Below are 12,652 nucleotides of genomic sequence, written 5' to 3' on the forward strand. Positions count from 1 at the left end.
GCAGGTTTTCGCCTGCTTTTTTTGTAAAAATAGAATGTAAGCGCTTGACGGAATAGCCCTTTCATGAGAAAATGTACGCGCGTACATTCATGCATAAAGGGTTGATGAACATCGTAAGAAGAATCGAAGTGGCTGAGCTGGCCGGTGTCTCGGAGGCTACGGTATCCCGCGTCCTTAACGGAGTTGGCCCCATCAAGGAAGAAACAAGGCAGCGGGTTCTAGAGGCAGCTGAAAGGCTGGGGTATACACCGAACGCCATGGCCCGCAGCCTTGCCCGCAGACGCAGCGGCAACCTGGGGGTGGTAATGCCCTATTTGCCCAAGGCACGCCTCTTTTCCGCTCATTATTTCTCCGAAATTTTGAGCGGGATCGGAAGCCGGGCGCGGGAAGAGGGCTATGATCTCCTGATCATATTTCGTGACCCGGATGGTGCAACAGATGTTGAAGGGCTGTTCCGCATGCAGAAGATCGATGCCTGCCTCATTCTCGGGGCCAAGGAGGAAGCAGAGGAGAGGGAAACACTGCGCCGCATGCAGGAGAAAGGATATCCGTTTTGCCTGATCAACCAGCATTTTGCGGGTGAATCCTTTAACGAAGTGGATGCGGATCATACGGAGGGCAGCTATCAGGCAGTCCGCCATTTACTGGAACAGGGCTTCCGGCGCATCGCTTTTGTGAACGGCCCCGAGGTCTACTCGAACAGCAGTGACCGCAGGGCAGGTTACGAGCGTGCGCTGCAGGAAGCAGGCCTGCCGATTGAGTCTGATTTGCTGTTTGCTGGTAATTTCAGCAGAACCAGCGGATTGAGGGTTGCGGAGGAGATTCTGGGCGACCTGAACCGCATCGACAGCATCTTTGCGGCCAATGACCGTATGGCCATCGGCATTCAGCAGGGATTGCGACAGGCGGGGGTTTTACCGGAGCATATGCCCGCCATCGTAGGATACGACGACTCGGATGCGGCGGAAATGACTTCTCCGGGGTTAAGCAGTGTAAGAGTTCCATTTTATGAGCTTGGAGAAATGGCGGCAGCACGAGTGCTTCGTCTGCTGGAGGAACCGGAGAAGAATGAGGAGACCCCCCCTTTTAAAGTCAGGCTTCCGGTGGAGCTGGTAGTCCGTGCTTCTTCCGTAAAAAACAATTAAAAGACTAAACCATTTGCAAAGGAGGACTTCCATGCAACAGCTTCGTATCGGAATGATCGGTTACAAGTTTATGGGCAAGGCTCACAGTAACGCTTACCGCAGTCTGCCCATGTTTTTCCCGCAGGCGTTAAAACCGGAGATGTCGGTGATTTGCGGCCGCAATGAAGAGGCGGTCAAGCAGGCGGCGCAGCAGCTGGGATGGCAGTCGAGCAGCACGGACTGGAAGGAGCTGGTTGGACGTGAAGACATCGACCTGATCGATATCAATGCGCCAAGTGACGCTCATAAGGAAATTGCGATTGCAGCGGCGCAGGCGGGTAAACATATTTTCTGCGAAAAGCCGCTTGCGCTCTCACTTAAAGATGCCCGTGAAATGCTTGATGCGGCTGAAGAGGCGGGGATCAAGCATATGGTCGGCTTCAACTACCGCTTTTCTCCTGCGGTCCGGCTGGCCAAAAGGCTGATCGACAGCGGCAGGCTCGGCAAAATCTATCATTTCCGCGCCTGGTTCCTGCAGGACTGGATCATGGACCCCGACTTCCCGCTCGTATGGCGGCTGCAGAAGGACGTGGCGGGCTCCGGCTCCCATGGCGACCTCGGCGCCCATCTGATCGATCTGGCGCATTTCCTCGTCGGCGGCATGGACGAAGTGATCGGCATGAGTGAGACCTTTATCAAGGAGCGCCCGCTGGCCGCCGAAATGACGGGCTTGAGCGCCAAGGGAAACACGGCATCCGATGCTCCAAGAGGGGAAGTCACCGTAGATGATGCGACGCTGTTTCTGGCCCGGTTTGAAAACGGCGCACTCGGCAGCTTTGAGGCAACCCGTTTTGCGGCCGGACACCGGTCTACGAATGCGTTTGAGATCAACGGCAGCCTTGGCAGCGTGAGATTTGATTTCGAGCGCATGAATGAGCTGGAGGTTTATTTTACTTCAGACGATGGGGACGTGCAGGGCTTCCGCCGGGTGCTGGCTACCGATCCGGCCCATGATTATGCCGAGGCCTGGTGGCCGCCGGGCCATACGATCGGCTTTGAGCATACGTTCATCCATGAAGTGCTGGAGCTGTCATCCGCGATTGCGGAGAACCGCCAGCCTGAACCAAGCTTCCATGACGGGGTGCGCTGTCAGGCGGTACTGGAAGCAGTGGAGCGCTCCATCGACGAGCGGAGATGGGTTAAAATCAGTGAAATGTAAGCGTTGTCTCTAAACATTTAATTATCGGGAGGGCTTAGGATGAAAAAGGCGTTAATCGTATGGGGCGGCTGGGATGGGCATCAGCCGGAGCAGGTTGCTGCTATATTCGCAGATATACTGCGGCAGGAGCAGTTCGAGGTGGAGGTCGCTGATTCGCTGCAGGCTTATGCGGATGCGGAGAAATTGCTGGGATTGGACCTTATTGTTCCGGTCTGGACGATGGGGGAGATTGAGCAGGAACTGGTGAACAACGTCTCGGCAGCGGTGCAGAACGGAACGGGCCTCGCAGGCATTCATGGAGGCATGTGCGACGCCTTCCGCAAAAATGTGGATTGGCAGTTCATGACTGGGGGACAGTGGGTCGCTCATCCAGGGAATGATGGCGTGGAGTACATTGTTGAGATCAGACCAGGCTCCAGTCCGCTTGTGGCGGGACTTGAGGATTTTACGGTCCAGTCTGAGCAGTATTATCTGCATGTGGATCCGGCAGTGGAGGTGCTGGCTACGACCCGCTTTCCGGTAGCCGATGGCCCGCACCGCACGAACAAGGCGGTGGATATGCCCGTAGCGTGGACGAAATACTGGGGGGCAGGCCGTGTCTATTACAACTCGCTCGGGCATCAGGCCAATATTGTCGAGATGCCGCAGGTGAAAGAAATGATACGCCGGGGCTTCCTGTGGGCGGCGGAAGGCAAAGAGCACTCGGCAAGTGTTGCAGCCGCAGGGAACAGCGGCGTTTATACCGGTATGGGAGACAGCCAATAGGCGGGAAAGGGGAAGCAACATGCATAAAGTGAAGGTCGGAGTCATCGGCTGCGGGAAAATCAGCAGCATTTACATGGAGAACTGCCGCAAGTTCGAGGTGCTCGAATTGATCGCCTGTGCGGATATCGACCTGGAACGGGCGAGGGAGCAGGCTGCCAAATACGAAATTCCGCGTGTGTATTCCACTGACGAGCTGCTGGCCGATCCGGATGTTGAGCTGGTTATCAATTTGACGATTCCGGCGGTGCATGCGGATGTGAGTCTGCGGGCGCTGGAGGCGGGCAAGCATGTGTACGTGGAGAAACCGCTGACGGTCAGCCGCGAGGACGGGCGCAGGGTGCTGGAGACAGCCGCGGCCAAGGGCCTGCTGGTTGGCTGCGCCCCTGAAACCTTTATGGGAGCAGGCATCCAGACAGCGCTGAATCTGCTGGAGGACGGCGTGATTGGAAGGCCGGTGGGCGCAACCGCGTTTATGATGTCCGGCGGGCATGAATCCTGGCATCCCGATCCAGAATTTTATTATGCGGCCGGCGGCGGCCCGATGTTTGATATGGGACCGTACTACTTGACCGCCTTGGTACAGCTGCTCGGCCCGATCCGCAAAATTTCCGGCATGACCGGAAAGGCGTGGGATGAACGCACGATCACAAGCGAAAAAAAATACGGGCAGAAGATCCGCGTGGATATTCCGACACATGTGGCCGGTCTGCTGGAATTTGAAAAAGGAGCGATCGGCACGCTGATTACAAGCTTTGATATCTCCGGCGGCAGTATCCTGCCGAATATAGAGATTTACGGAACAGAGGGAACGATGCTGGTTCCTGATCCGAACACATTCGGAGGTCCGGTCAGGTTCCGCAGAAAAGGGGAAAAGGAATGGACAGAGCAGCCGCTGCTGCCCGGTTATGATCAGAATACCCGCGGCATCGGACCGGCCGACATGGCGTATGCGATCAACAGCGGCCGCCCGCACAGGGCGAGCGGCGAGCTTGCCTATCATGTGCTTGAAGCCATGTGGGCGTTCCACGAAGCGGCGGAGCAGGGGACCTTCTACGAAATGAAGAGCACCTGCACACGTCCTTCTCCGCTTCCGCAAGGCCTGGCTCCTTATACTTTAGATCAATAATAGTTCCACATGCAGTTTCCGCCCCCGCGAGGGGGCTTTTTGTTGTGCTTGCATTTATTTACCGGGCTCGCTTGGAAGCTTCCACAATTAAAAACCAGGGCTCCGTCATCAGCTTTTCATACGACTGCAGCCACTCTGTCCTGTTCTTGAATTCCGACACCGGCTGAGGTTCAAGCAGCTGTTCCAGCGTGAAGAAAGAGATGGTGATATTGATGATTTCCTGCAGCGGACGACGGAAGAAGGGTACCTCAATATGGCCCGCCTCTTTTTTGTTCCAGGTATCCGTCAACAGCTCACGCGCGAAATAATCCGGGCTCTGAAACTTTGTGAAGTCCATAAAAGGGTGATGAACCGAATAGATCAGCCTTCCTCCCGGTTTTAATATCCGCTGCAATTCTTTAAAGGTATCTTCCCAGTCTTCTATATAATGAAGCGTAAGCGAGCTCAGAATCAGATCAAAATAATCTCTCTCAAATGGAAGAGGCTCGCTTAGATCAAGATTCCGCACCTCCGCTCGTCCTACGGTTCTCCGTATGACGGCCGCGCACATTTCTGGACTCATATCTACCGCTGTGACATCTGCGCCTCTCTTAAGCAGCTGGTCTGTATACCAGCCGGCAGCGCAGCCTGCGTCCAGCACGGTGCGCCCTTTTAAATCGGGAGGCAGCAGCTTGATCATGGCCGGCCGCTCGTAATAAGCGTTAAACGGGCTGTCATCATCCAAATGCATTTCATAGTCGGCAGCAAGCTTGCCATAGGCCTCTCTTAACCTGTCTTTCAAGCTGTTCCCTCCATTCTCTTCCTGTTACTGGAATCAAAGTTAGTATACATTTTACAGAGTGCTGAAGGAAAAAAGAATTTAAAAAAATCGAACGAAAATCAGACATCCTGCCAATATATAACGTAAGTCACAAAGGAGGATGGGGGATGAAGCACCCGGAGGAATACGGCAGGCTGGTTCAGCTTAGTCTTGAGGGCAGCAGGGAGGCATTCAGTGCGCTTTATGAAGCAACCATTCAGGACGTGTACAAGACCGTTCATTATTTGACGGAGGAAAAAGCGGATGTTGACGATATTGTGCAAGAGATCTATATCCAGGTACACAAGTCGCTGAAAAGGTATGATGTGTCCAAGCCTTTCAGACCCTGGTTAACAGGCCTCGCCATACTGCAGATCCAGACATACCGCAAAAAGAGATGGATGCGGTTTAGGATTGACATCAAAGCTCTGAATTATGCGGCGGCAAAGGAAGAGGATTTTTCACATCAGATTGTCGAGAAAATTTCGAACCGCTCCTTGCTGGCGGATGTGGACCAGCTGCCCTTTAAGCAAAAGCAGGCCGTTGTTTTGCGTTATTTGAACGAGTATTCACAGGAGGAAATCGCCGAAATACTTGATATTCCGGTCGGTACGGTGAAGTCCCGTATTCATGCGGCCTTACAAAAGCTTCGGCAGCGGTACACTCGCCGTATTCTTATTCCTGGAAAGGTGGAGAAATTACATGAGTCTTGACCAGAAGCTAAAAAAGGCATTTGTTGAAGAATCCGATGATTTGAATGCACCGCCGCAACTGAAGCAAAAAGTAATGAATAGCATTTATAAGCAAACGGGAGGAACTCTGATGAAGAAAAAAATAGTGATGACTGGTATTTTGGCAGCTGCTTTGTTGATCCCTACTGGTGCGTTTGCCGCGTATTCTTATCTGGCGGACGGCATTTACGGTTCAAAGGAGGCTCTTATTCAAGCAGGGGGAACGGAGCAGCAATATGAAAAGCTTGAAACCAAGCTTGAGAGAGCCAAACAGGTGCTGAACGAACAGGAGTTCACCGAGTTTATGTCTCTGAATAAGCAATTGGCGGAATATAACACCCGAATTGCCGACGTTCAGGGAACGGTTCATCCGGAACGGCTCACGAAGGAAGAACAGCAAAACTATGATCAGCTGCAGAAGAAGCTGGAACCATATTTTGAGAAGCTGAGTGGGGCGAAAGAAGCCGGTCCATCCGCCGAAGCGGGGGATTTGATCCTGGACATGGATTTGGCAAAGAAAGAATTGAGCAGCGAGGAGTATGCCGAATTCGAAAGCAAGCTTGCCAAGTTGGAGGAATACGTTGAAGCCGTTTCCGATCAGAAGAGCTCTGGTCATTTGTCCGCTGCAGAGCAAGAGGAATACAGGCAGCTTGAGCAATCCCTTCAGCCTTACTTCGACCGTTTTGTTAAGCCGATGAAGGCTGCCGAGTAATATAAATTATCAAACCATAAGAAAAACGTCTATCGACGTACATTCACAGAAGACAGACCGCGTTTAGCAATAGTTTTTCTTGAGATTACAGAATTGCTCAGGTCCGCTGAGAACATATAACTCAACTTTCGCTGCATGAAGTCGGCAAACAGGCCTTGATGTAACTGGGCAAAACGGAGATCCACTGCTGGAGTTGACGCTGAATCAAAGCAGACAGCTTTTTTCTAACTTTCTTGAAGGAGGAGATTCGCTCCGCTCAGAGTCTAGTATCCAGAGTGAAGACGGGTGTCTATAGTTGGCGTTTGGAATCTGGTATCTGTTGTCTGGTATCTGGTAACTGGTGTCTGGTGTCCGTTGCCTGATGCCTTTTGTCTGTTACCTGTTACCTGTTACTGTTGCTTGTTGTCTGTTGCCTGTTGCCTGTTGCCTGTTGCCTGTTACTGTTGCTTGTTGTCTGTTGCCTGTTGCCTGTTGCCTCTTCATACAGCTTTGCATGATTATCCCTTTTATTCAGAGGGTAGGGGGGTGAGAGGGCCCAGGGGAAGGAATAAAGAGAAAAGAGATACGAAAAAAAGAGGCAGCTTTAGTGGGATGTTCGGCTTGAAATAGGAACATACGTTTGGTATAATGAGGAAAAGAACTTATGTTCGTGTATCATTGATTCGGGGGGCGAGCAGACATGGAAGTCCAAGCGGAAACGGAACTTCAATCCTTTAGCAGTCGTTATCACAACGAGCAGGACTGCATGGAGGCATTGATCGCGATGAAGTGGCCGAACGGCTTCGTCTGCCCGCGTTGCGCTCACACCCGCTGCAGCCGTCTGACTTCCCGGCGCATTCCCCTGTTCGAGTGCACCAGGTGTGCGCATCAAACATCGGCTTTGGTCGGTACGATTTTTGAACGAACCCATCTCCCCCTAACCAAGTGGTTCCAGGCGCTGGAGTTGTTCCTGCTGCCCGATGGCATCTCGGCGATGCGGCTGAGCCAGGTGATCCAGGTCACCTACAAGACCGCCTGGCTGATGCTGCACCGCATCCGCCATGCCATCGGGGAGTTCGATGTCCGGGAGCTGCTCTGCGGAGACGTGAAGGTGAACAGCGACCTGTATGGGCGTAATCCGGCCCGGCCACAGTTTCCTCATCCGTATGCTTCGGCGGTCGTAGCGGGATGCACGGTCACGGAGTCGGGCGAGCCGGAGCAGGTCAAAATCCGTCTGGTGCCGCAGAGGAGGGGAGATGGGTACGGAGCGAATCGACTCGAACTCGCTGCGTTTATCCATGAACAGGTAGATGTCCGTGCATCGGCGGTACAGTCGTTCCCTCAAGCCTTTCGGCTGTATAGACCCTTGTGGAAAGTCGTGAGCGAGGCGTGGACATCGCTGAAGCGTACATATATTGCCTTAGGGACGAAGCATCTGCAGGCATACCTCAACGAGTACACTGGACGCCGCCGATTGCGCCTGCCCGGAGCGGAAGAACCAATGTGGCAGAAGTTGCTGTACATGGGCGTGGCGATTCCGGCGATCCCTTACCGCCGATTGATCGCGCGCCAACCGATTCAGCCTCTTGCGGCTGCGTCCTGATCACAGTGCTTGAACGAGGAAAGGTGAGCATCAAGTGCGTGGCTTGAACGGTGTGGGTTAGGATGAACGAGGACATCGGAAAAATTCAGGTTCAAGCGGCAACGAGGGCCAGGGGCTTTTATTTTTCCAGGTTTTTTTCTCCGCTCCTTCCTTCTCTCTCGGTCGGTTTCACATCACCTAAACGCTCTGCTTTCTCCTAAGATCGCTTCATAATCTCGAACCGATCTGCTTTTTCCTAAGATCCCTTATGATCTCGAACCGATCTGCATTCTCCTAAGATAACCTCATAATCTCGAATCGATCTGCTTTTTGCTAAGATAACCTCATAATCTCGAATCGATCTGCTTCTCCATAAGGCACAAACCCAAAACAATAGACCCGTTCGATTGTCCTGAATAGCGTAACAACAGGCATTTTCATGCCACACTTGATCCGTTATTTTCTTTAACGCGCCTAAAGTATATTTTCGGTTCCCGGTTTTCTGTTTACCTTTACCTGATCCAACGGGATAATCGTGCAAGGCTTCCGGACAGCGAGTTCACATGCCTTGCTACGGTCGACGGGCGGCTTGACTGTCAAGCGCGGATGATTAGATGGAGTCCAATAAAATGAGTTCACTTCACTTTCGCAGCACGAAATCGGCAAACTTGCAAGGAGGGGATTCGAATTCGAATTCCTCAGAACCCAGCCAGCGGCTACAAAGATTTAAGTGGGTTTGTCCTCAGCGAAAGTTGAGTTATAAATTCTGCAATCTTAAAAAAGGGGTATGTCCGCAGAATATTCGGACATACCCATAAACGGCAGGCGGGAGAATTATGCTTCTACTGTCACAGCATGCCCCATAACCACCCTCACTTGATGGATCCCCCCGTCGCCCACGGGAGGAATCACATTGCCGTTCAGAATCTTGTCGTCCAGCATAATTGATGCGATTCCTTTGCTGACCCGATCCGGATTGGACACATGAATCACGAAGGTATCGCCCCGATAAACCCGGGTAATAGTAAATTCCTCCCAGGCCGCCGGAATGCAGGGGTCGATCTTCAAACCGTCAAACTGGGGCTGAATGCCGAGAATCGACTGGGTGATGGCTACGAAATTCCAGGCCGCCGTTCCCGTCAGCCAGCTGTTCTTAGCTTCGCCTTCGCGGACAGCGTCTTTGCCGGCAATCATCTGTGAATATACATATGGCTCCGTGCGATGGATATCGCTGATTTCCTCCAGATATGCCGGAGCGATTTTGCTGTACAGCTCAAAAGCGCGGTCGCCACGTCCGATCACCGTCTCCGCCATCATGATCCACGGATTGTTGTGACAGAAGATGCCCGCATTTTCCTTATAGCCCGGCGGATAAGAAGAGATCTCGCCCAAATTCAGGTAATACTTGGAGTATGGCGGGTTTTGCAGCACAATGCCGTATTTGGTTTCCAGCCTGTCAGCCACCGCATCCAGCGCTTTGACGGCGAGGCCTTCCTCCACACCGATTCCGGCCATCACACAGAAGCCCTGCGGTTCGATAAAAATTTGCCCTTCTTCGTTCTCTTTGCTGCCCACCTTGTTCCCGTAATGATCGTAGGCCCGCAGAAACCACTCACCGTCAAAGCCGTGCTCCAGTGTAACGGCCCGCATCCGGTTGACATGCTCCTGTGCGGCCTCCGCTTCTTCTGCAAGCCCCCTGCGCCGGCACAGCTCGATAAAATCCGGTCCGGTATATACGAACAGGCCGGCAATAAATACAGATTCCGCTACGCGGCCTTCAATGTTTTGCGTTGTCTGGTAGGACTCATCCGGTATAGTGGAAAAGCAGTTCAAATTCAGACAATCGTTCCAGTCCGCCCGTCCGATCAGAGGAAGGCCGTGTGGTCCTAAATTTTCCACGACATGATAGAAGGAACGCTTCAAATGCTCAAACAGCGTGGCCGTATTGTCCGGGTTGCAATCGAACGGAACCTGTTCATCAAGGATGCCAAAATCGCCCGTCTCCTTGATATAAGCGGCCGTGCCGAGAATGAGCCACAGCGGATCATCATTAAAACCGCCGCCGACCTCATGATTACCTTTCTTGGTGAGCGGCTGGTACTGATGGTAAGCTCCCCCGTCTTCGAACTGGGTGGAGGCAATGTCGAGAATCCGCTCGCGTGCCCGTTCGGGGATCTGGTGCACGAAACCAAGCAGGTCCTGATTGGAATCCCGAAAGCCCATGCCGCGTCCGATGCCGGATTCGAAATAGGAGGAGGAACGCGACATGTTAAACGTAACCATGCATTGATACGGGTTCCAGATGTTGACCATACGGTCGAGCTTCTCTTCATGACTCTGCAGGTTGAACTTGGAAAGAAGGCTTTCCCAATAAGCGGCCAGATCGGCCAGTGCCTGTTCGACATCGCTTTCATCGCTGAAGCGCTTGATCATGGAATCGGCCGGTGCCTTATTGATGACGCCGGGAGCTTCCCATTTGTCCTCTTCGGCATTTTCCACATAACCAAGGATAAAATTGTAGCTGGCTGATTCGCCGGGCCGGAGCGTAATTTCCAGGCAATGGGACCCAATCGGCGACCAGCCGCTGGCCAGAGAGTTGGAAGGCTGACCGGCAGCCACGGTTTGTGGTTCGTTGAGACCGTTGTACAAGCCGAGGAATGCTTCACGGTCGGTGTCAAATCCCGCAATGGGTGCGTTGACGGAGAAGAAGGCATAATGATTCCGCCGCTCGCGGTACTCTGTTTTATGGTAGATGACGGAGTCCTTGACTTCCACTTCCCCGGTGCTGAGATTGCGTTGGAAGTTGGTCATATCGTCATACGCGTTCCAAAGGCAAAATTCAACAAAAGAGAACAGCTTCACTCGTTTTTCGACATCGGATGTGTTGCTGACCGTTACCTGATGCACTTCGCCGTTAAAGCCAAGCGGCACCAGCGCCAGCTGATTGATACGGATTCCGCCCCGCTCGCCGGTGATGGACGTATAACCGAGGCCGTGCCTGCATTCATAGTGATCAAGCTCCTTTTTGACCGGCATCCAGCCTGGTGTCCAGAAATCGCCTTGATCGTAGAGGTAGAAATAACGTCCGCCGTTATCCACAGGAATATTGTTATAGCGGTAACGGGTCAGCCTCCGCAGCCGCGCGTCCCGGTAAAAGGCGTAACCTCCTGCCGTGTTGGACATCAGCCCGAAAAATTGCTCATTGCCAAGATAATTAATCCATGGATAAGGCGTTTGCGGGGTGGTAATGACATATTCCTTGTTTTTGTCGTCAAAAAAACCGTACTTCACAGCTCACAGCTCCTTTCATTTGGCGAAACCGTTCTCCTGAAATGCTTCTTTTCGGGTCTGTCAATTCCTTCCGCATCCGTGCATGATCTGAATTTCCTTAACCAAGTTCCTAAAATTACATACCAAATTCAGCACGGACATTATGCTCTACGGGTTGCCCGCGGTATGGTGAAAAAGGTAAGATTTAGTTAACTCATAACGGAGGGCAGGGAATGATTTATGAAAACATGCTCATTTTCAGACACTTTATATGATCAGATATCCGCAGCCCTGCTGGAATCATGGTCACTGCAGACCAGCTCAAAATGGACGGCGGACAATCCGGCCCGTGGACAGTGCGGTGTAACCGCATTAGTCGTTCAGGACCGTCTCGGTGGAGAAATCCTGAAGACGATGACCGCAGGGGGCTGGCATTACTATAACCGTATCAACAATAAAGTCTATGATTTCACCGCATCGCAATTTGCAGGGGAGATTGAATATTTGCATGTGCTTTCTTCCAGAGCGGACGCGTTCAGCGATACGAATCAGGAGCAGTATGAATCACTGAGCGGCAGAATGGCGGAGCTGCTCGACAGGCAGTAAACATGGAGCATAGGGAGCGTCGAAATCCGATTTCTCATATAAAGGATGGATCATGTCATGGAACCAAAATGGCTTACGTGGGCAAAGCAAATTCAGGCCATCAGCCAGACAGGACTTGCATACGGCCGGGATGTGTATGATATCGAACGGTTTGAGCAGCTGCGGGATTTAAGCATTACGATGATGCAGGAATACACCGGGATGGAGACGGACAAGCTGCGCTCACTGTTTGCAGCGGAAACGGGATATGCAACCCCGAAGGTGGATGTGCGGGGTGTCGTTTTTCATGCTGATGAAATTTTGCTGGTCAGGGAAAAGTCGGACGGAGCGTGGGCGCTTCCTGGCGGATGGGCGGATATCGGGCTGTCCCCGGCGGAAGTGGCGGTCAAGGAGGTCCGCGAGGAATCCGGCTTTGAGGTGCGCGCGGCTGGCTTGATCGGCATTCTGGATAAAAAATTTCACGATCATCCGCCGGATGCGTACCATATTTATAAAATATTTATCCACTGCGAAATTACGGGCGGGAGCGCGCTTGAAGGATTGGAGACTTCCGGGGTCGGTTTCTTCAAAGAGGACAATTTACCGCCTTTGTCCATATCCAGGAATACGGAAGCCCAACTGAAACGATGCTTTGATTATTACCGGAATCCGGAACAGAAGGCGTGGCTGGAGTAAAATAAAATCCATTTTTAGATTTGAGTAAATAATCATTTAATTGTATATTTATGCTACAAATTAA

The 12,652-nt window shown here is 52.3% G+C and carries 11 protein-coding genes; 9 read left to right on the plus strand and 2 right to left on the minus strand.

The features are described from left to right. The first annotated feature begins 89 nt into the window (after positions 1 to 89). From ACE5KN_RS01135 to ACE5KN_RS01150, 4 genes are read left to right on the plus strand one after another with little or no spacing between them, the layout of a single operon-like run. Positions 90 to 1,145 (plus strand): LacI family DNA-binding transcriptional regulator, encoded by a 1,056-nt coding sequence (locus ACE5KN_RS01135; RefSeq protein WP_375533020.1) that lies wholly within the window; start codon positions 90 to 92, stop codon positions 1,143 to 1,145. A gap of 31 nt (positions 1,146 to 1,176) precedes the next feature. Further along, complete coding sequence (locus ACE5KN_RS01140) at positions 1,177 to 2,343, plus strand: Gfo/Idh/MocA family protein (RefSeq protein WP_375525116.1); 1,167 nt, start codon at positions 1,177 to 1,179, stop codon at positions 2,341 to 2,343. 39 nt (positions 2,344 to 2,382) lie between these two features. After that, positions 2,383 to 3,108 carry a ThuA domain-containing protein gene (locus ACE5KN_RS01145; protein ID WP_375525117.1) on the plus strand — a complete coding sequence of 242 codons (726 nt, stop codon included), beginning with the start codon at positions 2,383 to 2,385 and terminating at the stop codon, positions 3,106 to 3,108. A gap of 19 nt (positions 3,109 to 3,127) precedes the next feature. Further along, positions 3,128 to 4,234: a Gfo/Idh/MocA family protein gene (locus ACE5KN_RS01150; RefSeq protein WP_375525118.1), complete on the plus strand. Its 1,107-nt coding sequence runs from the start codon at positions 3,128 to 3,130 to the stop codon at positions 4,232 to 4,234. Positions 4,235 to 4,292: 58 nt separating this feature from the next. Here ACE5KN_RS01150 and ACE5KN_RS01155 read toward each other — a convergent pair whose 3' ends face one another. Then, on the minus strand, positions 4,293 to 5,015 hold the full coding sequence (locus tag ACE5KN_RS01155) for a class I SAM-dependent methyltransferase (protein ID WP_375525119.1): 723 nt from the start codon (positions 5,013 to 5,015) through the stop codon (positions 4,293 to 4,295). A gap of 146 nt (positions 5,016 to 5,161) precedes the next feature. Between ACE5KN_RS01155 and ACE5KN_RS01160 the strand changes: the two genes are divergently transcribed. The 3 genes from ACE5KN_RS01160 to ACE5KN_RS01170 all read left to right on the plus strand — a co-directional run bounded on the left by ACE5KN_RS01160 (position 5,162) and on the right by ACE5KN_RS01170 (position 8,058). Next, the gene (locus ACE5KN_RS01160) at positions 5,162 to 5,746 is read left to right on the plus strand and encodes a sigma-70 family RNA polymerase sigma factor (protein WP_375525120.1); all 585 of its coding nucleotides are present in this window, start codon (positions 5,162 to 5,164) and stop codon (positions 5,744 to 5,746) included. A 109-nt stretch (positions 5,747 to 5,855) separates the two neighbouring features. Next, a complete protein-coding gene (locus ACE5KN_RS01165) occupies positions 5,856 to 6,476 on the plus strand; it encodes a DUF3600 domain-containing protein (RefSeq protein WP_375525121.1) in 621 nt (206 codons plus the stop codon). Between the two features lie 679 nt (positions 6,477 to 7,155). Further along, entirely contained in the window at positions 7,156 to 8,058 is a 903-nt protein-coding gene (locus ACE5KN_RS01170; protein ID WP_375533021.1) for a transposase, read from the plus strand. Between the two features lie 813 nt (positions 8,059 to 8,871). Here ACE5KN_RS01170 and ACE5KN_RS01175 read toward each other — a convergent pair. Then, on the minus strand, positions 8,872 to 11,328 hold the full coding sequence (locus tag ACE5KN_RS01175; RefSeq protein ID WP_375528307.1) for a glycoside hydrolase family 94 protein: 2,457 nt from the start codon (positions 11,326 to 11,328) through the stop codon (positions 8,872 to 8,874). 219 nt (positions 11,329 to 11,547) lie between these two features. On the opposite strand from ACE5KN_RS01175, the gene ACE5KN_RS01180 reads away from it, so the two are divergent. Both ACE5KN_RS01180 and ACE5KN_RS01185 read left to right on the plus strand, forming a co-directional pair. Then, a complete protein-coding gene (locus ACE5KN_RS01180; protein ID WP_375528306.1) occupies positions 11,548 to 11,913 on the plus strand; it encodes a YunG family protein in 366 nt (121 codons plus the stop codon). Between the two features lie 57 nt (positions 11,914 to 11,970). Further along, positions 11,971 to 12,588 carry an NUDIX hydrolase gene (locus ACE5KN_RS01185; RefSeq protein ID WP_375528305.1) on the plus strand — a complete coding sequence of 206 codons (618 nt, stop codon included), beginning with the start codon at positions 11,971 to 11,973 and terminating at the stop codon, positions 12,586 to 12,588. The last annotated feature ends 64 nt before the right edge of the window (positions 12,589 to 12,652 follow it).

This window comes from Paenibacillus terreus (assembly GCF_042138595.1).
Classification (GTDB): Bacteria; Bacillota; Bacilli; order Paenibacillales; family Paenibacillaceae; genus Paenibacillus; species Paenibacillus terreus.

Bases quoted from the DNA above. Each gene is read 5' to 3' on its own strand.
- ACE5KN_RS01145 (WP_375525117.1), top strand. From the start codon at position 2,383: ATGAAAAAGGCGTTAATCGTATGGGGCGGCTGGGATGGGCATCAGCCG.
- ACE5KN_RS01165 (WP_375525121.1), top strand. From the start codon at position 5,856: ATGAAGAAAAAAATAGTGATGACTGGTATTTTGGCAGCTGCTTTGTTG.
- ACE5KN_RS01135 (WP_375533020.1), top strand. From the start codon at position 90: ATGCATAAAGGGTTGATGAACATCGTAAGAAGAATCGAAGTGGCTGAG.
- ACE5KN_RS01150 (WP_375525118.1), top strand. From the start codon at position 3,128: ATGCATAAAGTGAAGGTCGGAGTCATCGGCTGCGGGAAAATCAGCAGC.
- ACE5KN_RS01160 (WP_375525120.1), top strand. From the start codon at position 5,162: ATGAAGCACCCGGAGGAATACGGCAGGCTGGTTCAGCTTAGTCTTGAG.
- ACE5KN_RS01170 (WP_375533021.1), top strand. From the start codon at position 7,156: ATGGAAGTCCAAGCGGAAACGGAACTTCAATCCTTTAGCAGTCGTTAT.
- ACE5KN_RS01140 (WP_375525116.1), top strand. From the start codon at position 1,177: ATGCAACAGCTTCGTATCGGAATGATCGGTTACAAGTTTATGGGCAAG.
- ACE5KN_RS01185 (WP_375528305.1), top strand. From the start codon at position 11,971: ATGGAACCAAAATGGCTTACGTGGGCAAAGCAAATTCAGGCCATCAGC.
- ACE5KN_RS01180 (WP_375528306.1), top strand. From the start codon at position 11,548: ATGAAAACATGCTCATTTTCAGACACTTTATATGATCAGATATCCGCA.